Origin of the sequence: Microcoleus sp. S36b_A4, assembly GCF_036700645.1 — a bacterium.
In the GTDB taxonomy this organism is placed as follows: Bacteria; Cyanobacteriota; Cyanobacteriia; order Cyanobacteriales; family Microcoleaceae; genus Microcoleus.
On the sequence record NZ_JAUBPI010000028.1, the window covers coordinates 18,773 to 44,289 of the forward strand.

Sequence of the window (25,517 nt, forward strand, 5' to 3'; positions counted from 1 at the left end):
CCGATTAAGTCGCTGGGGGAATTGTGATATCAACAGATTCCACTTTGACTGAAGTTCCCAAACTCGATAACGGCGGTTGAATTGCCTCCGTATTTCCCACTACTAATGTTACCAAATTTTCCGGTTTCAAGTAAGTCTTGGCTACGCGCTGCACGTCGGCAATTGTTGCTGTTTCGATGCTGCGGCGGTAGCGAAAAATGAAATCTTCGGGATAACCGTAGTATTCGTAGCGAATTAATCGCGACAAAGTTTGACTGGGATTTTCAAATTTGAAGATAAAAGAATTCAGGGTGGAATCTTTAGCATAAGCTAATTCTTCCGGGGTAATTGGTTCGGTGCGGATACGATCGATCTCGGCGCGAATTGCCTGGATAAATGGTACTGTGGCATCCGATCGCGTTTGGCCTCCTGCGACAAACACCCCCGGATAGTCATATCTCGGACTCCAAGCCGCGTATACTGAATAAGCTAAGCCTTGGCGCGATCGCACGTTATTAAACAAACGGCCACCGAAACCGTTCAAAACCCCATTCATCACATCCAAAGCACCGTAATCTGGACTGCTGAGCATTCCGCCCAAATGTCCCATTTGCACGTAACTTTGACTTAATTGCGGCTGATTTACCAAAAATACGCCGCCCCCATTTGCTGGCGCTACGGTTGGTAGTGCAGGCACTTCTGCACTTTGACTCGGTTGCCAGTTGCCGAATTTTTGCTCGACGAGCGATCGCATTTTAGCTGTATCAAAATCGCCAGAAATACCCAAAATCATATTCTTGGGATGGAAATATTTCTGGTAGAAACTCACCAAATCGTCGCGGGAAATATTGGCGAGGGTTTTGTATTCTACCGTGCGCGCGTAAGGACTGCGATCGCCATAAATTAATTTTTGAAACTCGCGGCCGGTAATACCGTCAGGATCGTCATTGCGGCGGGCGATCGCACCTTGAGTTTGGTTCTTGGCTAAATCCAACTTTTCCTTAGCAAATATTGGCTCCCGAATCACTTCTGCAAATAAGTCAAATACGGGTTCCAAATCTTCAGCTAAAGCACTAAAATTAGCGCTCCCAGAACTAACATCAATCCCCGTTTCTACCGAAGCTGCTCGCTGTTCTAGCAACTGATTTAATTCATCAGCCGTATGCCGACTCGTGCCGCCAGTTCGCATCACTTCTCCCGTCAAACCTCCCAATCCAATTTTATCGGCAGGTTCAAAACGCTCGCCCGTGCGAAATAGCGCCGTTCCCCCGACTAACGGGAGTTCCCGGTCTTCCATCAGATACACCCGGATGCCATTTTTCAGCTCGAAGCGAGTGTATTTAGGCAGTTTAATTTCTGACAGCGGGGGAAAGGTTAATTGGTCGTAGTGTTTGGGTGCAGCCGCAAAGGAAGGTAACAAATTAAACGTGCCCAGTGAAACAGTAAAAAAGCAAAGCGACAGCAGAAATAACTTTACTTTTTTCAGTCTCAATTTAGTCCTTTTCATTCTTTCTCCTAAGTTATACATTCTGACAAATGTTGACTGTTCGCTGTTGGCTGTTTGCGGAAAAGCTCACCACTGACAACAGATAACTGACAATTGCCAACTGACAACTGCCAACTGCCAACTGACAACTGACAACTGACTTCCTTAAAGCGGCAAAAGCTTACCAATCGTGCGATTTTCCGGGCGGAAAGTTGCCTGAGCGACACGCTGAATGTCAGCGGGAGTAACAGCGGCGATCGCATCCAATTCCTTAAACAAATTTTGCCACGAACCAGTTTTCACTTGATAGTCAACCAGCGCAAATGCCATGCCCATATTAGAATTGAGCGATCGCAACAAATCGGCTCTCGCCTGAGTTTTCACTCGCTCCAATTCCAAAGCAGAAACCGGCTCTGTTTTCAGGCGATCGATTTCCTTGCTCAAAGCTGCCGCCACCTCATCAACCGTGCGGCCCGGAGCAGTTTGAGCGTAAAATAACATTAAATTCGGATACTTTTCCCCCGGATAACCACTGAAACCTTGAGCAGCCAGCGCCAATTGCTGCTCTTCTACCAAAGATTTGTAAAGCCGAGAAGTGCGGCCATCGCTGAGCAAAGAACCAATCATTTCATAAATGGCATTGTCGGGATGATTCATCGCCGGTTTGTGATACCCTTCCAAATACCAAGGTTGAGTTTTTAATTTCAGCGTGACTTCCTTCGTTTGCGTTTGGGGAGGTTCGACAATCTGCAATTCTGGAGGCGCTGGTGAGGCCTTGTAACGGCCGAAATAAATTTGAGCTAGTCGCTTCACCTCCGAAGCTTTCACGTCTCCTACCACCGCCACAGTCAGCTTGCTGGGAACGTAGTGAGTCTCGAAAAACTTCTGCACGTCGCTGCGGCGGAGGTTTTGAATGTCTTCAGTGGAGCCAATTACAGGGCGGCGGTAGGGATGAACAGAGAAAGCTTTGTTGGCAAAAGCTTCAACCATTTGTCCGATCGGAGAATTCTCGGTTCGCAGCCTGCGCTCTTCTAAAATTACCTGTTTTTCCTTGTAAAATTCCCGAAATACTGGTTCTAGAAATCGCTCGGATTCCAGCGACATCCACATTTCTAACTTGTTAGCTGGAAGGCTGTAAAAATACATTGTGGCGTCGGTGGAAGTAGCGGCATTTAGTCCGACTCCGCCTGCTTGTTCCACTATTTTGCCGAGTTCATTGCGCTTGACAAATTGCGAAGCTTCGGCTTCAACTTTGTCAAATTCTGCTTTTAATTGGGCGACTTCTTCAGTTTTGCCGCTGGCCTTGGCTGCTTGCATTTGCTCGAAGAGTTGGTCTTGTTTTTCTAGCAGCGGCTTTTCGGCTTGGTAGTCGGTAGTGCCGATTTTTGGCGTGCCTTTGAAGGCTAAATGTTCGAGATAGTGAGCGACTCCGGTTTGGCCGTCGGGTTCGTTTGCGCCGCCGACATCGGCGTGTATCAGAAACGATGCTACGGGCGCTCTGGGCCTTTCGAGTACGATAAATTTCATGCCGTTGTCGAGCTTAAATTCGCTGACTTGGCTGATTACTCGATCGAGCGACGGTTGAACAGAGACTGCTTGGGAGCCGCTAGCGGGGTTGGGGCGGGCGAGGGCGATTTCCGGGAAAAGTCCCCACCACAGCAGTACAGCGGCCAGCAGGGAGGCAATGAATCGAGTTTTGCTCACGGGCGATTCCCTACGGGATAGCTTCGCTTCACGGGGTTTTTGGAACTGCGGGGTCATTCGATTTTAGATTTTAGATTTTAGATTTTGGATGGTCAAACAAAAAAATGTTTGTGCTCGGTGGCCAGAGATTCTTTTCTCAGGATAAAGATTTTTTGAGGCATAAGCGATCTGTTGCGCCGCAGATGTTAGGCTGATACAGCAAATCTCAAAAAGGGTCATTCGATTTTAGATTTTAGATTTTGGATTTTGGATTGTCAAACAAAAAAATGTTTGCCCTCAATGCCAGAGATTCTTTTTAAAACTTAACATCAATTAGTCCCTCAGTCCAGCTCCCGTAGTTCCAAGTAGCCAATTACCGATTGCAAAGCCATGCGAATTTTTAATCAGTCTCCTCCTTCTGAAACAGAAACTAAGAAGCGAATTTTACAAGCAGCTCAGCGGTTGTTTGCCCGCAGCGGATACGACGGCACGACAACTCGTGATTTAGCAGCGGCGGCTGGGGTAGCCGAGGGTACGCTATTTCGGCATTTTGATAATAAAAAAGCGATTTTGATTGAGGTGGCGACGGAAGGATGGGTGGAGTTGCTGACGGATTTGCTGACTGAATTGAGCGAGATGGGCAGTTACAAAGCAGTGGCTCAGGTGATGCGGCGGCGGATGCTGAATATCCGCGAGAATAGCGACATGATGCGGGTGTGTTTTTTGGAGGCGCAATTTCACCCGGATTTGCGCGACAGAATTCAGTTGGAAGTCATCGGAAAAATGAGCGATGTGGCTGAGGCTTTTTTTGAAACGGCGATGGAAAAAGGAGTTTATCGAAAGATGAATCCGAAGATTGTCGCTCAGGTATTTTTGGGAATGTTTGCAGTCGCGGGTTTCAGTCAAAATACGATTATGGAGCCGAATGCTTCTCCGCAAGAAATGCAGGAAATGGCTGAAGGACTTGCTGATATTTTTCTGAATGGGGTTTTACTGAAAGATCAATAATTAGTTATGGGTTATTTATTGGTTGTTACTTATTGGTGATTATAATTAATAACCAATAACCAATAAGTAGTCACCACTCCCCACTTACTCTATAAACTCGTACATCTTTTGCACCCACTTCTCCCGATAATCCTGCCATTCATCCGTCACTACTTCCCAAGTTGTATTGCTTTCAAGTTCCAGCAAGAGACTTGATACTTCTTCTAGCGTCGATGCTATATGACATTCTTCTACCCAACTTTCACGGATCATTTTCCAGAGGCTTTGTACTGCTTCTCGCTGAAAATTTGATTCTAATTCAACTAGCAATTTGGCGAGGTGTTTTTCGTCACTTGCTGCTAACACCTCGCTCATCCAACAGTTGCGACGTTCTTTCCATTCTTCCGTCACTGCGTCCCTGTTTAGGTGGGCTTGAAACTCTAACAGTAATTGATTTAGTTCTACCATATTAAATTTTGTCTTGTTTGCAGTTTGTGCTATTTTTGTACAAATTTTATTGATTGAGAGTGTTGGTTTTTTTATAATTAGCTATGTAGCTGAGGCTTTATTTGGAAACGGCGATGGGAAAACAAGTTTATCCAAAGATGAGTCCGAGAATTGTCGCTCAGGTATTTTTGGGAATGTTGGCAGTCGCGCCCTTCAGTCAAAATACGATTATGGAGCCGAATGCTTCTCGGCCGCAAATGCAGGAAATGGCTGAAGGACTCGCAGATATTTTTCTGAATGGGGTTTTGCTGAAATATCAAGAATTAGTGATTAGTCATTAGGAAATTTTAGAGCCAGGAAACGCATGTTTGCAGGCTCTAAACCCTCGAAACTACTCGTTAAACTTGTGCATTTCCTGCACCCATTTCTCGCGATTTTGCTGCCATTCATCTGTCACAGCTTTCCAATTGGTATTGGTTTCAAGTTCCAGCAATAAACTTGATACTTCTTGAACAATCGATGCTCCCAGACATTCTTCTACCCAACGGTCTCGACGCTCTTGCCACTGAATATCCACCGATTCCCACTGCAAGTTAGATTCCAATTCAACTAGCAATTCTGCTAGATATGTCAGGTTAACTGATGCTGCAACATCGCTCACCCAACTTTCCCGGCGCTCTATCCATTTTTGTGTAACTCCTTCCCATTTGAGGTTGCTTTCAAACTCTAACAGTAACTGATTTAGTTCTACCATCTTAAATGTTGGGTTTTTTGTAGTTTGTGCTACAATTGTACCAAAATTTTCACTCAACAGAGTGTTAAGTTTTTTTTTAGATTGCGGTCGCAGTGAAACTACAGAATAGATAACTGAATAATGAGCGATGAATTTACTTTAGATATGCTAGACATTCCCAGCGGTTGGAGCCGGGGCGAAGGTGACTGGACAGGAGTGGCGGCGGCTCTTGCTAGAGGGGAAACTGTCGAAGTAATTCAAGAAGTTGGTTCTACTTTGTGGCACAACAGCCTGCCCGAAAAACATTCTTTGTATTGGGATGGCGAAAATATATCAACTATCAAAGCCCGAATTTGGATTAGTTTCACCCAGAGAAGATTTTCGCCGGAATCTGCTTTGCCAAAGGTTCAGTGGCATCCAAGAGTGTTGTGGATAGGGGTAGGTTGCGAACGCGGAACAGGGCGAGAATTAATCGAAACTGCGATTCAAAATGTATGTCGCGGTTATCATTTAGCGGAAAGTGCGATCGCAGGTATTGCTACAATAGACACTAAAGCAGGTGAAGTCGGCTTGCTGGAACTTTGTCAAGCGCGAAACTGGCCGTTAAAAACCTTTGCTGCTGACATTTTAAGTTCCGTAGAAGTCCCCAATCCTTCAAATATTGTAGTCAAACAAGTCGGCACGCCCAGCGTAGCAGAAGCTGCGGCACTTTGTGCGATCGAACTGATATCTTGTACCATTCTCAACAACAGGCAAGATGCCTGTTCCACAAAGAGTGAATCTGGTTGTGGGGTGGGTATCCTACCCGCCCGTGAAAGGCTTTTAGTCCTTAAACAAATATTTCGTAACAAAAATCCCCCCCTTTCACAAGGAGGGGTTAGGGCGGGTTCTGCGGTAACAGTAGCGGTTGCAGTTTCCGCGATCGAGTATCTGGGATAATGTATTACTGAGACAAAGTATTGGCATTCACAAATCGACCAATCAACCCAGAAACGAATGACAAAACAATCGAACCAAACAAAGCCGGCCAAAAACCGTTAACCGCAAAGCCGATATTGAACGCACCCGCCAACCACGAAGCCAGGGAAAGCGAAATTGCATTCACAACGAATAAAAACAAACCTAAAGTAATAATGGTCAAAGGCAGCGTCAGCAATGTAAGAATCGGTCTGACAACCGCGTTCACCAATCCGATAACAACAGCAGCCACCATCGCCGCCGGAAAGCTAACCACCGCAATACCTGGTACAATGTTAGCGGTAATGATCAGCGAAACCGCTGCTACTATCCAAGTTAAGAAAAAACTTAGCATATCTTTTTTTCCATCTCCATCACTATTAATTAAGATTGTACCTGTTTAGTCGATCGACCAAAGTTCGGGATACACTACGAAATATCCACCTTGCGAGAATATCAGATTTATGAAACTCCGGCAACTAGCAGCATTGCTCTTGGCGCTAACTATCTTCATCCTGCCGCAGCCAGCCCAAGCTCAATCTAAATATTACGCTCCGCCGTTGTCCTTTAGCAACGCGGAACTGACAAGACGCGATTTTTCCGGTCAAATGCTGCGGGCCGCTGAGTTTTCTAACGCTAATATGGACTTGACTAATTTTTCTAATGCCGATTTGCGGGGAGCAATTATGAGCGCTTCGGTGATGACTCAGGCGAATTTGCACGGCGCTAATTTAACTAATGCAATGATTGATCAAGTTAAATTTACTAATGCCGATTTAAGTGATGCAATTTTGGCGGAAACAATTTTGCTGCGTTCTACTTTTGACGGAGTTGATATCACTGGGGCTGACTTTACCGACGCAATTATGGACGGATCACAAGTTAAAGAATTGTGCACAAAAGCCAGCGGTATTAATTCTCAAACAGGGATTTCTACTCGTGATTCCTTGGGATGCCGCTGATTTATTTTACAATCCCATAATTTCAATTTGTGGAACAGGCACCTTGCCTGTTCTGGGCTAGAAGCCCAGCCCACAATCAATAAATACACAAAATAAATTTGTTTGTGGGACGGGCCGGAGAGCCGGTTTAGGGCGGGCTAGAAGCCCAGCCCACAATCAATAAATACAACAAATAAATTTGTTTGTGGAACGGGTTCTCACGCCCGTTCCTGACAGCCTAAACCAAATTTACTAAGGCTTTGCTTTTTTCTGAGCAGCCGCATAATGCTCACTCATTAACTGATTAACTTCTGGATTGTAAATCCGCAGATAATTCCAGTAATTCTCAAACACCGATTTCACGTATCCTTTCGTTTCAGGAAACGGAATCTTTTCCGCAAAAGCATCCGGGTCACTAAAATTAAACCTCTTCAACCAATCTGCTACTGCATTTGGCCCGGCATTGTAACTCGCCACAGCTAACATCGAGTTATTCTTGTACTCGTCGTGAGTGTGATCTAAATACCATGTACCAAGTTTAACGTTGTCGTCTACATTCTCCAATGAATACTTTTTGAGACTGATTTGTCCAGCCACCCAAGCTGCTGTTTCCGGCATTACTTGCATTAAACCAGTAGCGCCAACTGAGGATTTTATGGCTGGCATAAACCGCGATTCTTGCCGGATTAATGCAGTTACTAATACTGGATTTATGGTGCGTTCTTTTGACCATTTGACAATGGTTTCTAAGTAAGGAAAAGGATAAAGTGCTTGCCAATAAATCGGTTGCTGTCTGAGTTCGAGGTATTGGGTTCTATCATCTGGTTTATCGCGCTGCCGCAAACTCCCAACCATCCACAAACCGTCTAAATTGTCTCCGACTGCAACTCGCATTAAACCGTCGGTAAACTGTTCGGCAATACTTGGTTCTACGCGATCGATAAATTCAACTTGCCACAGCGTCCAAGCATCTCTATCTTGACCTAATTGATAGAGTTCTTTCAACGCAGGAGAACCCGCAGTTGGTTCGGGGCGCTGAGGTGGCCGCACTACATTGGGAGACAAATCTCGGACTGTGGTAAAGTCGCCGACGGGCCAGCCGAGAAGTACAGCCGATCGCCACGCAAAATATGATTCTGGATAGCGTAATATAGTGTACTCAAATGCAGTCTTGGCGTCTTGTTGCCGACCGAGTTGCTGTGCCCATTTCCCGACCCAAAATGCGGCTTCTGGAGCTTGTTCGCTGTCGGGATTGTGGGTGGTTAATTCTCTCGCCCACTGCCAAGCTGATTTTAAATCTCCGCCTTTGGCAAACTGTTGGGCGATCGTCCACCGCAATTCCCCTGCTTTATCAGAATTATTGTATTTTGTCAAGAGCAACTTCCGGGTATCTGAGGCGGATTGACCGCTGCGTGCTTTGTCGAGAAGTTGGGATTTATCTAACAAAGCTTCGGGGGCATAATTGGGGAATTTGCTAATAACTCGATCGAGCAAAACGATCGCTTCTTTCGGTTCGCTCAGCCGCGACAGCCGAATTAAACCCAAACCAGTATCTTCGGCATCGGGAAACTCCCGCACTAATTCTTGATAGGCAATTCTCGATTCCGGGATTTTTCCGTCTAGCCACAAACCGCGAGCTTTGCGGTAAAGATTTTTGGCGTTGCGGGGAGCTTTCCCGTAAGCAATAGCTCCTTTGCCGTAATTTTGTTTTTCCCAATAGCCAAAGGCAATTTCTTCCCAATCTTCCGGTTTCAAACCGGCGCTGTTTCGCTGCACCAGTTGTTCCAAAATTGTCCCGTAATCTTTGACATAATGACCGTGTTTTGCTACGAGCAGCATCAACTTCGGCTGATTGGGATTTTCTTTTAACTTGCGGAGGGCAATTTCTACGCTGCGGGGATGACCCGGAAATTCAGTAATTGCCTGTTGCCAATATTCCGGTTTTGAGTTCCCTAAAATATATAAAGCTTCCGCTGCTACCGGGTCGCTCGGATAGTTTTTGAGCAGTTCCTCCCAAGCTTTTTGAGTTTTGCCTTTGTCGCCGCTCAATTGGTAAGCTTGCGCCCTTTTTAGGGCAATGTGAGCAGCTAAAACCGGATATTCTTGCTCTAATTTATCCAATAACTTTAATGCTTTGGCCGCATTTCCTTGCTGGATTAAATCGCTGGCAAGCAGATAGCGGGCGCGGCTTTGAGGGGAGATTTCCTGCTGCGGGTTCGTACTTGCAGACTGACTGGTTGCGAGTTCAACTAATTTCGCCGATCGCTCGATCGGTGATAGCGATACCAGCATCTTGACTTGCGATTCGGAATTCGCTGCATTCAGTGGCTGCTCGGCCTTCTGGACCGAGCCAAAACCCATCCATTTCATCGCAGCAACCAAAGATCCGATCGCAATAACGCAAACTGAAACGCTGATTAAAACAGAAAATCGGGCCCGGCGTCGTTTTAGCATGGGAAAATTTAAGAGAATAAGATATAAAGAACCGATCGTTTGTCAAAAGCCATCACAGACAGGATGGGTGTTCCACGCCATCACAGGCAGGATGCCTGTTCAACGAGAAATAAATGTTAATAGTGGGGCAAAAACGGACAGCCCACCCCCACACAGATGATTGAGATTGGTGGAAGATCCGATCGCAGGCGGACTTGGCTGATATAGTAGCAGAATTTATTTCGATGTGGAGCGAAGAATTTGTGCGATCGATCTATTTACCCGCACCAACGAAAAACCACAAACCACCCACTGCAAAGTACAATCAAAAATCTAAAATCTAAAGTGTAAATCAAAACATGGAATTTCTAGTCACCGATACGCCCCGCTCTGTTTGGACGGGAGACGCCCTGGCAATTGGTCTATTTGAGGACGGCTTGGAACTCACCGGCGAGCTGGCACAATTAGATGAAAAGCTTGCAGGCACTTTGAAAGAGCTGCTACTGGAAGTAGATTTTAAGGGCAAAGTGGGTACGAGCGCCATCACCCGCGTCGGCGGCAATAATCCCATTCGCAAAATTGCGATCGTCGGTTTGGGCAAAACAGAGGACTTAAAATTAGACACCGTGCGGCAAGCAGCAGGCGTTTGCGCCAAGTTAGCCAAAAAAGAGAAATGCAAAACCCTCGGAATTAGCTTTCCGGTGTGGAAAAACGCGCCGGATGTTACAGCAAGCGCGATCGCCGAAGGTGTAGAACTCTCTCTGAATCAAGACAACCGTTTCAAATCGGAACAGGAAGACAAAAGCCCGCAAATCGAACAAATTCATTTGCTCGGTTTTGCCGGTACAGAAAGTGCGATCGCCCGCGCCCGTCAAATCACTGCCGGAGTCATTTTAGCACGCGAATTAGTCGCAGCGCCTGCAAATTTTGTCACCCCGATTACCATGGCAGAAACAGCTCAAAGTCTGGCTGCCGAATGCGGTTTAGAATTAGAAATACTGGAGCGGGAAGACTGCGAAAAACTAGGCATGGGAGCCTTTCTCGGCGTGGCACTAGCATCTGATTTACCACCTAAATTCATCCATTTAACTTACAAACCAGAAGGCACACCGCGCCGCAAAATAGCAATTGTGGGCAAAGGATTGACCTTTGATTCCGGCGGTTTGAACATCAAAGGTGCGGGCAGCGGCATTGAAATGATGAAAATAGATATGGGCGGCGCTGCGGCTACTTTGGGAGCAGCAAAGGCGATCGGACACATCAAACCCGATGTGGAAGTTCACTTTATCAGCGCCGTCACTGAAAACATGATCAGCGGCCGCGCCATGCGCCCTGGAGACATCCTTACAGCTTCCAACGGCAAAACAATTGAAGTCAACAATACCGACGCTGAAGGTCGTTTAACCCTGGCTGATGCTTTGGTATTTGCTGATAAATTGGGAGTTGACGCAATTGTCGATTTAGCAACTCTAACCGGGGCCTGCGTAATTGCTTTAGGCGAAGATATCGCGGGTTTGTGGAGTCCTCAAGATAGCGTCGCCGCCGAAATAGTCGCCGCCTCAGAATTGGCAGGCGAAAAATTTTGGCGAATGCCGATGGAAGAAAAATATTTTGAGGGCTTGAAAGCATTGCACGCCGACATGAAAAACACTGGCCCACGTCCCGGCGGTTCGATTACGGCAGCGCTATTTTTGAAACAGTTTGTGAAGGATACTGCTTGGGCGCATTTAGATATTGCCGGCACGGTTTGGAGTGACAAAGAAAATGGCTACAATGGCCCTGGGGCTACTGGTTTTGGAGTTCGGACTTTGGTGCATTGGGTGCTGGGCGGTGCTTAATTGCGGATTTCCAGCGGAAAAATTGAGATTTTCTCTGCCTTAAAAGTCTGCTAGTCCATCTGTGAGCCAGCGGTTAAAAACCCCTGGCTCACTGCTTAAGTAATCTAAAAGAAAATTTAATAGTGATCATTAACAATTTAAATGTTTCTGAAGCAATCAGTAGGCGAACCTATGTATTCCGTGACAGGGAGCAACGTAAGCGTTGCTAGCCGTGACGCTCACCATTGCTCATATTTGAGAAAAGCTTCGTTCTCAGGGCGCCACCTCGACAGTTTTGACATTTCCTGAAAAAATAGCTGTTTCATAAATGAAAAAAGTATATAATTATGTAAATATTTCACTAGCCGAAATCAAATAATTAGATTTGATCGGATTTGCATTGGTACAGATAATTTTTTTCTTGAACTTTATGCAAGAACAATTAACAATTTTTTTTTCAACACTTGCTGTATCTTCTAGACTCGCCTGCAACGTGGTACCGGAGTTGCGACTGTACGCTGTTTTTGACTCGCTGACGGCACTGGCTTATTGCTCGATCGCCCTCTCTTTAGTTTATTTTTCCCGCCAAGGTTCTCAGCGCAAGATTTTCCGGCTGTTTGCCGTTGTTTTTTTTGCCTGGGGCGCTGCTAAATTGACGGAAGTTTGGACGCTTTGGCATTCCATATATTGGCTGTCGGTAACTCTCAAAGCTGCAAGTGCTTTGATTTCTTTGCTTTTAGCCGCAGTCGCTTTCGCCCTCATGCCGAAAGCACTTGCAGATTCTGGTTTAAATCACAAAGAAAATCTTCAACAACTGCCGTTAAAACAGGTAGAAAAAAACCATCACCAGCATGATATCCACAAAGGAGAATTGGCAAAACCATCACTCAATTTTTCCCCTTCTGATACTATTGTCGATAGCGCTTTAGATATCAATTCGCTTAACGAACAGTTAGAAAAAGAAATTGCAGATCGCCACCGAGTTGAGGAAAAGTTGCAACTGACTCAGTTTGCGATCGACCGATCGGCAGATGCGGTATTCTGGATCGGGTCGGACGGTAAATTTTTGTACGTCAACGACTCTGCTTGCACTTCATTGGGATATTCTGCAGCAGAATTGCTTTCGATGACAGTACACGACATCAATCCAGATTTTCCCCAAACTGCTTGGAGTTTGCACTGGAAAGTCTTAAAACGCTGCGGTTCGGTTAATATTGAAGTTCACCACGTCACTAAGTACGGTCGCATTTTTCCGGTAGAAATTACGATCGATCATTTGGAATTTAACGGCAAAGAATATCAGTGCGCGTTTGCTCGTGACATTAGCGAACGTAAGCGGATTGAGGCAGCTTTGCGAGAAAGGGAAGAAGAATTTAGGTCATTAGTTTCTAGCATTCCCGGTGCGGTTTACCGATGTAGTGCTGCTGGGCGATCGAGCCTAACTTTTATCAGCAGTGGCATAGAAGCTATTTCCGGCTATCCCGCAGCTAACTTTATGCAAAAACCGGTGCAGGCTTTTCCGAGTATAGTTCATCCCGATGACGTGCAGCATATCGAGACAATTATCGATCGGGCTATTAAAACAAAACAACCTTACATCATCGAATATCGCCTAATTCACTGCGACGGAAATGTGCGGTGGGTTGTAGAGAAAGGTCAAGCCCTTTTCAATGTAGACGGTAAAGTTTTATCCCTCAACGGCGCCATTTTTGACATAACAGAGCGCAAAGCAGCGGAGGATGCTTTGCGGCTCTCCGAGGCGATCGCCAACAACAGATCCCAGCAGCTAGAAATCGCTCTCAAAGAACTCCGAGAAACTCAAGCTCACCTAATTCATACCGAAAAAATGTCAAGTCTCGGTCAAATGGTAGCTGGAGTAGCTCACGAAATTAATAACCCTGTCAGTTTTATCTACGGCAATATTTCCTATGCTAGCCAATATATCAGAGACTTGTTGCAGCTTGTGGAACTTTACAAAAAACACTATCCTCAGCCAGCGGTAGAAATTCAACAATGTATTGATAATATCGATTTAGAGTTTTTGATAGAAGATTTGCTAAAAATATTATCTTCGATGAAAATGGGAGCAGATCGCATTCGCGAAATAGTTCTGAGTTTGCGAAACTTCTCCCGTTTAGACGACTCGGTAAAAAAACCTACTAACCTTCACGAAGGCATAGACAATACCCTCTTAATATTGCACAACAAACTCCGAGCCAGAGGCGACTATCCCGAAATAAAAATAATCAAAGATTACGGTCAACTCCCTTTAATAGAATGTTATGCAGGTCAGCTCAATCAGGTATTTATGAATCTGCTTAGCAACAGTATTGACGCCTTGGAAGATGCTTGCAACCAAAAAAGGCGATCTGCGGCGGTCGGCGACGATTGGAAACCAACTATTAGCATTCGCACAGAAGCCCTGAACGAAAATAGTATTTGTATCCGCATTGCCGATAATGCGATCGGCATGACAGAAGACGTGCGGAGCCGATTATTTGACCCGTTTTTCACGACAAAACCGATGGGAAAAGGCACTGGTTTAGGGTTAGCCATCAGTTACCGAATTGTGGCGGAAAAACACGCCGGAGCCTTGAGCTGCCGTTCCACCATAGGAGAAGGTACGGAATTTGCGATCGAAATTCCTTTATGAATTAGTGCGATTGTCAAGTGGGTTATAAAAAAAAATCCATTTTCAAAAAAAATCCAAAAATTGGCTATAAATTACCAAGGTAATAATCAACATGGCAGTGAAATCGTAAATTCTGTACCTCGACCTAAAGTTGAGTTGACTTCTAGCATACCAGAGTGTTTCTCAACTACAATCTGCCGTGCGATCGCCAAACCCAACCCTGTACCTTTCCCTACACCTTTGGTTGTAAATAAGTGGTCAAAAATATGACCTTTTATCTCATCGGATATCCCTGGGCCGTTGTCATAAATGCGAATCGTCACCCACTCAGAAGACTTCCTTTCTGTCCGAATCGTGATGCAATTAGCTGGGGTTTTAATCTTCTCTAAACCTGCTTCGCGATTTGATTCTTCCACTGCATCAATCGCATTCGCCAATATATTCATAAACACCTGATTTAATTGTCCGGGGAAACAATCAACTGATGGCAAGTTGCCGTACTCTTTCACAACTTCAATCGCTGGACGCTGTTCGTTCGCTTTCAATCTGTGTTTGAGAATCAAAATTGTACTGTTAATTCCGTCATGAATATTGAAAGGAACTTTGTAGTCTTTGTCTGCTCTGGAGAAGGTGCGAAGACTGGTGCTGATACCTTGGATGCGATCGCACCCGATTTGCATCGAATTCAACATTTTGGGTAAATCTTCTACGAGATATTCAATATCAAGTTCTTCTGCTATTTGCTCGATTTCATCCCCAGGATGGGGAAATTTTTCTTGGTAGACTTGCAGGTATTTGGTCAGATATTTGACAGCGGCGATCGCTTCATGGATATTCCCAGAAATAAAACCGACTGGATTATTAATTTCATGGGCTACCCCGGCTACTAAATTGCCCAAAGCCGACATTTTTTCGCTCTGCACTAATTGCAGTTGAGATTGTTCAACCTGGTGGGCATAGTCCTGCGCTTGCTGATACAGTCGCGCATTTTCTAAGGAAATGGCAGCCTGAGTGCAGAGGAAGTTGAGGACGAGGAGCCGATCGCGAGTAAACACTCCTTTTGTCGATCGATGTTCGAGATAAAGTATCGCAACTAAGTTCCCGCGATCGACAATTGGACTACATAGCATACTCTGAGACTGATACTGGAGCGTACAGTCATTCATTAAACCCGGAATATTGGTTTTGCCGCCTTCAATAACCACAGTTTCCAGGGTATGTTTGACATAATAAACAAGCTTGAGCGGAATCACCGCCGAGCCATCTATAGGTTGGGTTTGCAGCAGGGTTGTGGGTAACTCGTTATCTGGATTGATGTGAGTTATTGCTCGGATTTGCCATTCATCCTGATGGGGGAGTAGCAAAGCACACGTTTCTGCCCCAGAAGTTTTCAAAATAATTTGATTGAGGGTGTCGAGTAATTCATCAAGCTGAATTTTACTGGATAAAGCTTGAGCCGCTTGCACAATAGAGGCGAAATCAAGGGCATCGGAAATACTCGTGCTGCTGCTGGTGGAAGTGTGTGAAGACGGGCTCATCGTTGCCAGCGTCTCTAGGGGATTAAAGCGAAGTTTGGGCTGATTCAGGATGGGATGAAGTAATTGGGGATAGCGTTGTTCTAAGTCTTCAACTTTGGCTAGTGCACCCCAACGGGCATAACAGTAATATGCTTCCTGCATATAGCTGGCGGCGACTTTTTCTTTGCCCCATTCCCAGTAGAATTTTGCTGCGAGTTCGTTGGCTAATCCTTCCTCTTGGATATAACCATTTTCTTTGGCTCCTTGAATTGCTAGATCGTAAAATTCTAGAGCTTCTGTTTTGCAATTCAGGAGTTGATGCTTTTGGGCTTCAACTAAATGGTACTTGTGCAAGTAATTCATGGGAGCATAATGCGCCCATTCTTTTAACTTTGCTTGATTTTCTTGCATTCGCTGCCATCGAGGCTCCGACTCAGTTTTCGATTGACCAGGAGTAGCCAGCACGGTCAGAGAATCATAGAAATATAAGATCGGTTCCACGACACTTCCCATCCCTCCGGCCAAATACTGTCGGGTTTGAGCCCCATCGTGTTCCGCTTGGGCAAAGTCTTGGAGCCAGTAATTTAATGTGAATCGATACAGATAAAAGAAGGATAGTCGGTAAAAATCGACTTTGGCCTCATCCAGGATTTTTTCTTCGTATGAATCTTGGCGTAAGGGAATCTCGTTCTCTGACTGACCCAGCAGAATGAGAGCAGCTTGCCAGTAAGCCAAAACACAGTTTGCTGCTGTGACTTGGTGGAGGTCGCACAACTGTTGGTAATAGGCGCGAATTTGGGGTTCGAGTTCACTTAGCGGTTGACCGCACCAATAAGCATTAAAGCAGTACAACTGGGCGTCGTAGCCCATAAATTCTAGATTGCCGGTTTCCAATCCAGCTTGATAGCCATCGAGAAGAATGGGCAGCGATTCTTGTAGATGGGTCGTCCAATGACCAACATATCCCCCCATTAACAGGGCTGTTGCGGCTCGAATATTTTTGGCATCTGGCTCTGAGGCGAGTTGGTATCCTAATTGCCCAAACTGAGGCACCTTTGTCATGTCTCCCCACAGAATTCTCAGTTGGAAGGCGTAACCAGCGTAGCAATAGGGCGAAACAGGACTATTTCCAAATTGAATTGATAATTTGACCTGTAGAGCAACTATTAGGAAATAGAGCTTTGAGCCTGTCATGTAACAGACGGGTGTAAGACGAGCCGCATTTTGCATAATTGCTAACTGCTGGGCATCAGTCATGTTCGGCAGATGAATGAATGTCTCAATTGAGCGACCCTCAATTAGGGCATCAATTTCCTGCTTCAACTGCCGAATATCGTCTAGGGTTGGTTCATTTGGTAGGTTGACGCCTAACATTTGGAAGACTGATTGACCGATCGCGATCGCCTCGACAAATTTATTGTGGGCGACCAATGCCTGGATTTTTACTTGGTAAACTTGCACCTGCTCTAAAGGTGTTTTCGCATGATGAATCACCGCTTCAATCCACTGGTGCATCTGCTCAAAATCGCCTGCCAAAAAAGCCACCTCGGCAGCCAAGTCGTACAAAGATAGGGTCATTTCGTACTGCCGTTGCCAAGCGTCTGTTCCCAGCAGTTTCAGGCCCACTGTGGCATATTCGCGGGCGGCTTGATATGCGGTGGCTGCTCTGGCTTTGCGGCAAGCAGTGAGGTTGAGTTGGGCGAGTTCCTCCCTTTCCTGCTGTTCTACAACCATTATGGTTCCGTAGTTCAACTGATTGACTAATTCAAAAATGCGTTCTTCTCTGGCTTCGGCTGAAATTTGTTGCAGGAGTAATTGCCCGATTTGATAATGGGCGATCGCGCGTTCTTCTTCCGGAATCAAAGAATAAGCTGCTTGCTGGACGCGATCGTGCAAGAAGCGATAGGAAACTGTTTGAGAAGTAGCTCGATCGATATTGTCTTCTTCACCTACATAAAATTTATAAATCTCACTCTGAGGTAAAACAAAACCTTCCTGTAAAGTTTTCCATAAAGCCGTTGCCGTTTCAGTCTCAGATATTTGGGAAACAATTGCTAATGTGGTCAGATCGAACTGATTGCCAATGCAAGCGGCTAATTTTAAAACTGACTGAGTTTTAACGGGTAATTTCTGTAACTGCTGCGCCATGAATTCAACGACATCATCCGTCAGTGCTGCTTCTGTAATTTTGCTAATATCGCACTGCCAATAGCCTCCTTGTAGATGGAAAATAATTAATCCATCTTGATGCAATGCCTTGAGAAACTGCGTCGCAAAAAATGGGTTTCCTTTTGTCTTCTGATACACTAATTCCGTCAGCGGTTCTGCTAAGTTAAGAGAACAAGTCAGCGTATCTGCTACTAATTGATTCAAACTGGTTCGAGCCAGAGGTGCCAGTGTGATGGTATTGACAGTTGCCCCTGTTTTAGTGACTTCATCTAAAGTCAACATCAAGGGATGGGCAGCCGAAACTTCATTGTCTCGATAGGCTCCAATTAGTAGCAGGTGACTGGATTGGGATTCACCTATGAGCAACTGCATCAACTTTAAAGATGCCGAATCAGCCCATTGTAAGTCATCCAGAAACATTACTAAGGGATGCTCTTTTGTGGTAAAGACAGAGATAAATTTTTGGAATAGTAAATTGAACAGATTTTGAGCAGCTATCCCTGATAATTCTGGGGCTGGGGGTTGTTGTCCGATAATCCGTTCTAGTTCAGGAATGACTTCAATAATGACTTGTCCGTTGTCACCAAGGGCTGCTAAAATTTTGGTTTTCCATGCTTGGATTTGAAGATCGCTTTCACTCAGCAATTGTGTCATTAAATCGCGAAAGGCTTGCACAAATGCCGAAAAGGGAATATTGCGATTGAACTGGTCAAATTTACCTTTACTGAAATAGCCATGCTTTCGGACAATTGGTTTGTGAACTTCATTGACCACAACGGTTTTTCCGATGCCGGAAAAGCCTGCAACGAGCATCATTTCGCTTTTCCCTTGTGCTACTCGTTCAAAGGCTGCTAAAAGTTGCTGTATTTCTCGTTCTCGACCATAAAGTTTTTCGGGAATCAGGAAGCGATCGCATACATCCCGCGTTCCTAACTCAAAAGTTTCAATCTTTCCAGTTTCTTGGCACTGCTGCAAACACCGTTCTAAGTCATGCTTCAATCCCAATGCACTTTGATAGCGTTTTTCGGCATTTTTTGCCATCAGCTTCATCACAATATCCGAAACCACCTGCGGGATTTGTTTGCTGTTTATTGAAGGAGGTTGTTTGGCAATATGGCAGTGAACCAACTCCATGGGTTCGTCACATTCAAATGGCAGTTTTCCTGTCAGCAGTTCGTAAAAGGTGGCTCCCAGAGAATAAAAGTCGGTGCGGTAGTCGATGCCTCGGTTCATTCGTCCAGTTTGTTCGGGAGAAATATAGGCGAGGGTTCCTTCTAAAACGTTGGGATTTTGAATTTCTTGAGTTTCTCTCGGCAGTAGGGAGGCAATGCTAAAGTCAATCAGTTTGACTTGTTTCGTTTTCGGATGTATTAGGACGTTAGCTGGCTTAATATCTTTGTGGATGACTCGGTTTCGGTACAGTCCGTCAAGGATGTCAGTTATTTGAATGGCAATTTCCAATATTTCTGCCAGAGTCAGCGAGGCCTCTTGGGCGTAGTCTCGCAGAGAAATGCCCCCAAAATCCTCCATTACTAGGGCATAGCTGTGGCGATAGGAGTCTAAATTGTAGGGTTCAACGACTCCCGGCAGACGTAGGTTTTTGGCGATGGTGTACTGGTTGCGGAATTGCAGCAGTTCGGTAAAGCTGGGATAGTCTCGATTTAATAGTTTAATGACAACCGGAAGCTGATCTGTTTCTCGAATGGCTCGAAAAACTAGGGTTCTGGAACCACAGTATAATTGCTTAACCAGATGATATCCTGAAACTCGCTTCGTCAAATCCACTGCTGCACTCATCTGGATTACCCCATCTCAGACATTGACTATTGTAACTAATTATACACTTTTATTGGTCTAGTCTGAGGAAAATAAAACTGCGAAATCCCCAAGCGACAGACTCTACCGCTTTTATTCTTTTTCACTTTTGAAGAGAAAGATGGCGCTCTATCAAGATAATAGTCTTATCCTTTCATCGGCAATAAAATTGTAAACTCCGTCCCTGCTCTCAATACAGAATTTACCTCGATTGTACCGCCGTGTTTCTCAACCACAATCTGCCGTGCGATCGCCAAACCCAATCCCGTGCCTTTCCCTACTTCCTTGGTAGTAAATAACTCATCAAAAATTTTCTCTTGCACAACTTCACTCATGCCCGCACCGTTATCTTTAATCCAAATTCTCGCTTGTTTGTTGTCCCGAAAAATATCGGTTTTAATGGTAATTTCATTAGCAATTTCTGCATAAGGTCGTCCTTGATTTGATTCCTCCAAAGCGTCGATCGCATTACCTAACAAATTCATAAATACTTGATTCAACTGTCCGGCATAACACTCCACGGGTGGCAAATTCCCATATTCCCTAATCACTTTGATTTCTGGACGAGTATCGTTAGCCTTGAGGCGATGTTTCAGAATCATAATGGTGCTATCGATGCCATCGTGGATATTGCAAGCTACGGGATAGTTAGTATCGGCACGGGAGAATGTCCGTAGACTGGTACTAATATCCCGAATCCGCTTCACGCCTTCCCGCATCGAACCTATTAATTTCGGTAAATCTTCCCGGATGTATTCCAGATCGATGTTCTCGATTTCTTCTTGAATCTCTGGATCGAGTTGCGGATATTTTTGTTCATACAAATCGAGCAATCCAAACAAATCTTTGATATAATCTAAGGCGGGTTGAATATTACCAACTAAAAAACCAACTGGATTATTAATTTCGTGGGCAACCCCAGCCACTAAGTTTCCCAATGCTGACATTTTTTCGCTTTGAACTATTTTTATCTGTGCCTGTTTTAAATCGGTAAATGCTTGTTGAGATTCTTGATACAAACGGGCATTTTCTAAGGAAATAGCAGCTTGAGAAGCCAGCAAATTTAGCATTTCAATGCGATCGCTCGTAAATGCCCCAACCGTCAGGTTATTTTCCAGGTATAAAACTCCTATCAACTGCCCTTGATTAAGAATGGGCATACAAAGAACACTGATCGGCTGGTGCTGTTCAATATAGCGATCGCTAGCCACCTGGAAACTTACCCTAGCATCAACTATTACCACAGGTTTCAAACTACGCTTGACAGTGTTAACCAAACTAATTGCTACATCCTGACTAGATTCTAGAGGTATTGATGGTAATAGCTTAGGTTCCTGTCCCTCTGCTACAAGAGCCGCTACCTGTAAATACTGTTTTTGTTTGAGCAATAAGACGCACTTAGTGGCGCCAGCATTCGCGATCGCTATTTTTAGGAGAGTAGTCAGAAGTTTATCTAGTTCAATCTCCCCAGAAATGGCTTGAGAGGCTTGGATCAGAGTAGGCAAATCTAGAAAATTCGAGTGGCTGCTAGAAGAGTTGGTATTATAAGTAATTGTTCCGCGGGCGATCGTTTCCTTTAATGAACTAAAGGATTGAGGTTGTTGAAGGATAATACCTAGTAGGCGAGGATAACGTTTTTCCAAATCCTCAATTTTGGCTTTAGCTCCCCATCGGGCATAACAATAATACGCTTCAATCATGTAGGCTTGAGCTACTTTTTCTTTGCCCCATTCTAAGTAGAATTTGGCTGCTAGTTCGTTGGCGAGAGCTTCTTCGTTGATGAATAGATTTTCTTGAGCGAGTTGGATAGCGCGATCGTACATGTCCAGTGCATCTGCTTTATTGCCCAAAACCCGCTGCCGTTCTGCTTCAACTAAATACCACTTATGCAGATGATTCATGGGAGCATTTTGCGCCCATTGGTGCAGAGTCGTTTGATGGATTTCCACAGAGGCGAGAATATCAGCTTGCTCAATTTCTGGCTGTGTGGAAAACACTGCCAGGTACGTCAGGGCTGCATAGAAATGGAAAATAGGAACAATAATTAATCCCGATACTGCCATCACACACTCTTTGGCTGAGCTAATGTAGTTTAGAGCAGCCGGATAATTACCAAAGGAATAGGCAAGCAGTAGTTTGTAGACGTAGACAAGGGCGATCGCACTGAATTCACGATCTTGATAGTGCTTAGGAATCATCACTGTTTCATCATAGGCAGAGCCGATTAAGCAATCCGGTTGATTCACTACTTCCCTCAAGTTCTGCAACATCTGCCACTCCATATGCAAATAAGTCCGAGCCGAATATTGCTTCACCTGAGCCAAGGTAGCACTGTAGACTGCAAGTTCCGGTTCCCAAGTATCCAGTTCTACGCCAGCGAAAAAGTTGATGTAGCTGTAAGTAGCTATGTTGTAGCCAGCGTTAAGAAAATCGCCAGTTTCCATGCCCGCCAAAAAGCCTTCTTTCAGCGTTGGTAGCCCTGCCCTCATAGCATTTTGATGATGCTGAATAAATGCCCCAAACATATTATGAGTAATGCACTTAAATTCTCGTGCATTTACCCGATCGAGCAATGAGAGTGCCAATTTACCAAAGCTATAACCCGTTTTTGCCTCTCCCAAAAAAGCACTTAATACAAGTCCGTGAATCGCATAGCCCACCGTCGATGCGGGTGCATTCCCAAACGAGAGCGATAAACTTACCATCGTGGAGCTAAGTAGGGGCACTAAGCCGGGAATTCCCTGGAGAATGGGTGCAAATAACATGGCCAATATTGGCATAGCTGCCTGAGTCTGAGGATCACTCATCACAGGCAGATCCACCAGTTCCTCAATCGTTCTACCTTGGAGTTGGCTAGCAACGGTTTGTAGCGCTTGGCTAATCAAGGCTTCGTCAGGTGCAGTGGGTAGTTCAATCCCCAATTGCCAGAGTGCATCTCTTGCTACTGCAATGGCTTCTAGTGACTTGCTTTGTGCTGTCTGGGCAGCGATTTGAATTTCGTAAATTTTGATTTTGTCTAAGATTGTCTGGGATGCTTGCAACACTTGTACTGCTATCTCTTCCATGCCGTCAAAGTCAGCATTCAAATAGGCAGCTTCAGCAGCAGCAACATAGAGGTTCAGGGTTAATTCATACTGCCTTTGCCAGCAGTTGGCTGTTAGTAGATCAATGCCTGTGTGCAGATAAACTCTAGCTGCCATGTAGGCGGTAGAATTTCTGGCTTTACAACCGGCTGCCAAGTTCAGTTTAGCTAAGGCTTCTCGTTCGCTAGGTTGGGTAATTAACTCAATCCCTCGATTTAAATGCCCGATAATATCAAACAGTTTGTCTTCTTGCTCTATTTTTGAAAAATTTTGCTGAAGTAATTGTCCGATTTTGAGGTGAGTTGCTTTTTTCTGTGAATCGGGAATGAGTGAATATGCGGCTTGCTGGACGCGATCGTGTAAAAATCGATAAGTTGGATTAGCTGAAGCCTGGAAAACTTCATCATTATCCGATTGGGTAAAGAACTTATAGATTTTGGTTGTGGGAATCACCACACCTTCCTGCAATGCTTTCCATAAAGCGGTAGCCGTCATTCCAGCAGATTTCTCACTGACAATTACTAAGGTATTCAAATCAAACTGCGCTCCTATACAAGCAGCTAATGTGAGAACATCCTGAGTTTCTCTGGGAAACTTCTGCAACTGTAATGCCATAAATTCAACGACATCATCAGTGATAGCTAAGGTTTTGACTTGGGCAATATTACACTGCCAATGCCGAATATCCCAATTAAAGCTAATTAGCTGATCGTCATGTAATGCCTTGAGAAACTGAGTGGCAAAGAAAGGATTTCCCTGAGTTTTTTGATAGACTAATTTTGTCAAAGGTTGGGCAAGTGATGATTCGCAATTCAGCGTATCCGCCACCAACAAATTCATATCAGTTTCGCTTAAGGGTTGCAAAGTAATCGTATTAACTGTTGCCCCAGTTTTAACTATCTCATCCACTGTTAAGATAAATGGATGCGCTGGCGAAACTTCATTATCTCGATAGGCCCCCAATACTAATAAATATCCTGTATCCTTCATCAATAATTGTAGCAAATGCAAGGATGCTGAATCCGCCCATTGCAAGTCATCCAAAAACATCACTAAAGGATGTTCTTTGCTCGTGAAAACTTGCACGAATTTCTGCATTACCAGGTTAAAGCGATTTTGGGCGGCACTTCCTGACAATTCTGTTGCAGGAAGTTGAGCGCCAATTATACCTTCTAACTCAGGAATCACGTCAATCAAGACTTGTCCGTTGTCTCTTACTGCTGCTAAAATCTTGGTTTTCCATGTTTGCAGTTCGGTATCCGATTCTGATAGCAATTGACTCATTAAGTCGCGGAAAGCTTGCACAAAGGCACTGAAGGGAATGTTTCGTTGAAATTGATCGTATTTGCCTTTGATAAAATAACCGCGCTGACGGACAATCGGTTTATGAACTTCATTGACAACGGCGGTTTTCCCAATTCCCGAAAAACCTGCTACTAGCATCATTTCGGTGCTACCTGTACTGACTCGCTCAAAGGCAGCTAATAGTTGCTCAACTTCTTTTTCTCTACCGTAGAGCTTTTCAGGGATAGTAAAGCGATCGCTAATATCTCGATTTCCGAGTTCAAAATATTCTATCTGGCCTGTTTTTTGTAACTGACCTAAACAAATCTCTAAATCGTGCTTGAGTCCTAATGCACTCTGATAGCGTTTTTCGGCATTTTTGGCCATCAGCTTACTGACAAGTTGCGATAAAATTACGGGTATCTCTGGATTTATTTCATGGATCGGTTTCGACGGTGTGGCGAGATGGAAATGCACCAATTTCATCGGATCATCGGAGATAAATGGCAACCTTCCTGTCAACAATTCATAAAAAGTCACACCCAGGGAATAAAAGTCACTCCGATAGTCAATGCCTCGATTCATCCGCCCTGTTTGTTCGGGAGAGAGATAGGCTAATGTTCCTTCTAAGATATTGGGATTCTGTATTTCTTGCGTTTCTCGCGGTAGGAGGGAGGCAATACTAAAGTCAATTAGTTGGATTTGTTTGGTGTCTGGATTAATGAGAATATTAGCGGGTTTAATATCTTTGTGAATGACTCGCTTTTGGTATAGATAGTGGATAATGTCTGTTAGTTGTATGGCGAGTTGGAGAAATTCTGCTAAAGGTAAAACTTGAGATGGTTCGGTTTCATTTGTTGCGGTTTTGAGATAAGTAGATAGGGAGACTCCGCCAAAGTCCTCCATTACTAGGACATAGCTATTCTGGTATACTTCCAGCGTCAGGGGTTTGACGAGGTGAGGGAAGTCGAGATTTTTGGCAATGGTATATTGGTTGCGAAACTGGACGAACTCGTTGAAGGTGGGGTATTTGTTTCGCAGCAGTTTGACGACGACTGGGTACTGGTCACGGGTACGGATGCCTCGATAGACTAAGGTACGTGTACCTACATAAAGTTTCTCTGTAATTTCATAACCTGACAAATTTGCGATCGCATCCATAACTTATTAACCCTTTATTATAAAACAGTTAAATTAAAACCTTCTATTCCATTGTATTTTATTATTTGACAAAGATAGCGATCGCACACTCTGCACCCTCGCTAGGTACAGAATTAACTGTAATTTTTTCCCTATGTTTATCAACTATTATTTGACAACCAAGCAATGTAGTGACAAGCCCCCGGACTCATCCGTGAGTTCAATCTCAAATTTCAAATCTCAAATCGCATGAGGTGCGATCGCTAATTCTCAACCTGTTCTTTTCTCTATTCTGCACTATTGGCTCTATGGTATGTATAGTATAGTTTCGTAAGTTGTGATGGTATCATAAAACAATTATTTGTAATTTTTAACCGCAAATATACGCAGATTAACCAGTATATAAACTTGATA

The 25,517-nt window shown here is 44.5% G+C and carries 13 protein-coding genes and 1 pseudogene; 6 read left to right on the plus strand and 8 right to left on the minus strand.

The window, feature by feature from the left end; genetic code table 11:
• Positions 1 to 4: 4 nt before the first annotated feature.
• Together QUA03_RS11480 and QUA03_RS11485 are read right to left on the minus strand one after the other, a co-directional pair.
• Positions 5 to 1,486 (minus strand): pitrilysin family protein, encoded by a 1,482-nt coding sequence (locus QUA03_RS11480; protein ID WP_333212142.1) that lies wholly within the window; start codon positions 1,484 to 1,486, stop codon positions 5 to 7.
• A gap of 144 nt (positions 1,487 to 1,630) precedes the next feature.
• Positions 1,631 to 3,226 carry a pitrilysin family protein gene (locus QUA03_RS11485; RefSeq protein ID WP_333212144.1) on the minus strand — a complete coding sequence of 532 codons (1,596 nt, stop codon included), beginning with the start codon at positions 3,224 to 3,226 and terminating at the stop codon, positions 1,631 to 1,633.
• 312 nt (positions 3,227 to 3,538) lie between these two features.
• On the opposite strand from QUA03_RS11485, the gene QUA03_RS11490 reads away from it, so the two are divergent.
• Entirely contained in the window at positions 3,539 to 4,156 is a 618-nt protein-coding gene (locus QUA03_RS11490) for a helix-turn-helix domain-containing protein (RefSeq protein WP_333212146.1), read from the plus strand.
• A gap of 84 nt (positions 4,157 to 4,240) precedes the next feature.
• On the opposite strand, the gene QUA03_RS11495 is transcribed toward QUA03_RS11490, so the two are convergent.
• Positions 4,241 to 4,603 carry a hypothetical protein gene (locus tag QUA03_RS11495; protein WP_333212148.1) on the minus strand — a complete coding sequence of 121 codons (363 nt, stop codon included), beginning with the start codon at positions 4,601 to 4,603 and terminating at the stop codon, positions 4,241 to 4,243.
• A gap of 98 nt (positions 4,604 to 4,701) precedes the next feature.
• Here QUA03_RS11495 and QUA03_RS11500 point away from each other — a divergent pair.
• Positions 4,702 to 4,923 (plus strand): annotated as a pseudogene (locus QUA03_RS11500) (TetR/AcrR family transcriptional regulator); the annotation flags it as partial.
• A 50-nt stretch (positions 4,924 to 4,973) separates the two neighbouring features.
• On the opposite strand, the gene QUA03_RS11505 reads toward QUA03_RS11500, so the two are convergent.
• The gene (locus QUA03_RS11505; protein WP_333212150.1) at positions 4,974 to 5,336 is read right to left on the minus strand and encodes a hypothetical protein; all 363 of its coding nucleotides are present in this window, start codon (positions 5,334 to 5,336) and stop codon (positions 4,974 to 4,976) included.
• A 120-nt stretch (positions 5,337 to 5,456) separates the two neighbouring features.
• On the opposite strand from QUA03_RS11505, the gene QUA03_RS11510 reads away from it, so the two are divergent.
• Positions 5,457 to 6,254, plus strand: a complete 798-nt coding sequence (locus tag QUA03_RS11510) for a cobalamin biosynthesis protein (protein WP_333212151.1) — start codon at positions 5,457 to 5,459, stop codon at positions 6,252 to 6,254.
• 4 nt (positions 6,255 to 6,258) lie between these two features.
• On the opposite strand, the gene QUA03_RS11515 is transcribed toward QUA03_RS11510, so the two are convergent.
• Positions 6,259 to 6,627 carry a phage holin family protein gene (locus tag QUA03_RS11515; protein ID WP_333212153.1) on the minus strand — a complete coding sequence of 123 codons (369 nt, stop codon included), beginning with the start codon at positions 6,625 to 6,627 and terminating at the stop codon, positions 6,259 to 6,261.
• Between the two features lie 109 nt (positions 6,628 to 6,736).
• Between QUA03_RS11515 and QUA03_RS11520 the strand changes: the two genes are divergently transcribed.
• The gene (locus QUA03_RS11520; RefSeq protein ID WP_333083386.1) at positions 6,737 to 7,234 is read left to right on the plus strand and encodes a pentapeptide repeat-containing protein; all 498 of its coding nucleotides are present in this window, start codon (positions 6,737 to 6,739) and stop codon (positions 7,232 to 7,234) included.
• 231 nt (positions 7,235 to 7,465) lie between these two features.
• Here QUA03_RS11520 and QUA03_RS11525 read toward each other — a convergent pair whose 3' ends face one another.
• Complete coding sequence (locus QUA03_RS11525) at positions 7,466 to 9,667, minus strand: transglycosylase SLT domain-containing protein (protein WP_333212155.1); 2,202 nt, start codon at positions 9,665 to 9,667, stop codon at positions 7,466 to 7,468.
• Between the two features lie 338 nt (positions 9,668 to 10,005).
• Here QUA03_RS11525 and QUA03_RS11530 point away from each other — a divergent pair, with 338 nt between their 5' ends.
• Positions 10,006 to 11,484: a leucyl aminopeptidase gene (locus tag QUA03_RS11530; protein ID WP_333212156.1), complete on the plus strand. Its 1,479-nt coding sequence runs from the start codon at positions 10,006 to 10,008 to the stop codon at positions 11,482 to 11,484.
• Positions 11,485 to 11,893: 409 nt separating this feature from the next.
• Positions 11,894 to 14,116 carry a PAS domain S-box protein gene (locus tag QUA03_RS11535; protein WP_333212158.1) on the plus strand — a complete coding sequence of 741 codons (2,223 nt, stop codon included), beginning with the start codon at positions 11,894 to 11,896 and terminating at the stop codon, positions 14,114 to 14,116.
• A gap of 86 nt (positions 14,117 to 14,202) precedes the next feature.
• Here QUA03_RS11535 and QUA03_RS11540 read toward each other — a convergent pair whose 3' ends face one another.
• Both QUA03_RS11540 and QUA03_RS11545 read right to left on the minus strand, forming a co-directional pair.
• Positions 14,203 to 19,578, minus strand: coding sequence for an AAA family ATPase (locus QUA03_RS11540; protein WP_333212160.1), 5,376 nt, complete (start codon positions 19,576 to 19,578; stop codon positions 14,203 to 14,205).
• Positions 19,579 to 19,742: 164 nt separating this feature from the next.
• On the minus strand, positions 19,743 to 25,124 hold the full coding sequence (locus QUA03_RS11545) for an AAA family ATPase (RefSeq protein ID WP_333212161.1): 5,382 nt from the start codon (positions 25,122 to 25,124) through the stop codon (positions 19,743 to 19,745).
• Positions 25,125 to 25,517 lie beyond the last annotated feature (393 nt).

Excerpts from the sequence above, each read along its gene's own strand:
- QUA03_RS11525 (WP_333212155.1), bottom strand. The coding sequence starts at position 9,667 with ATGCTAAAACGACGCCGGGCCCGATTTTCTGTTTTAATCAGCGTTTCA.
- QUA03_RS11495 (WP_333212148.1), bottom strand. The coding sequence starts at position 4,603 with ATGGTAGAACTAAATCAATTACTGTTAGAGTTTCAAGCCCACCTAAAC.
- QUA03_RS11485 (WP_333212144.1), bottom strand. The coding sequence starts at position 3,226 with ATGACCCCGCAGTTCCAAAAACCCCGTGAAGCGAAGCTATCCCGTAGG.
- QUA03_RS11540 (WP_333212160.1), bottom strand. The coding sequence starts at position 19,578 with ATGAGTGCAGCAGTGGATTTGACGAAGCGAGTTTCAGGATATCATCTG.
- QUA03_RS11505 (WP_333212150.1), bottom strand. The coding sequence starts at position 5,336 with ATGGTAGAACTAAATCAGTTACTGTTAGAGTTTGAAAGCAACCTCAAA.
- QUA03_RS11510 (WP_333212151.1), top strand. The coding sequence starts at position 5,457 with ATGAGCGATGAATTTACTTTAGATATGCTAGACATTCCCAGCGGTTGG.
- QUA03_RS11480 (WP_333212142.1), bottom strand. The coding sequence starts at position 1,486 with ATGAAAAGGACTAAATTGAGACTGAAAAAAGTAAAGTTATTTCTGCTG.
- QUA03_RS11535 (WP_333212158.1), top strand. The coding sequence starts at position 11,894 with ATGCAAGAACAATTAACAATTTTTTTTTCAACACTTGCTGTATCTTCT.
- QUA03_RS11520 (WP_333083386.1), top strand. The coding sequence starts at position 6,737 with ATGAAACTCCGGCAACTAGCAGCATTGCTCTTGGCGCTAACTATCTTC.
- QUA03_RS11545 (WP_333212161.1), bottom strand. The coding sequence starts at position 25,124 with ATGGATGCGATCGCAAATTTGTCAGGTTATGAAATTACAGAGAAACTT.
- QUA03_RS11490 (WP_333212146.1), top strand. The coding sequence starts at position 3,539 with ATGCGAATTTTTAATCAGTCTCCTCCTTCTGAAACAGAAACTAAGAAG.
- QUA03_RS11515 (WP_333212153.1), bottom strand. The coding sequence starts at position 6,627 with ATGCTAAGTTTTTTCTTAACTTGGATAGTAGCAGCGGTTTCGCTGATC.
- QUA03_RS11530 (WP_333212156.1), top strand. The coding sequence starts at position 10,006 with ATGGAATTTCTAGTCACCGATACGCCCCGCTCTGTTTGGACGGGAGAC.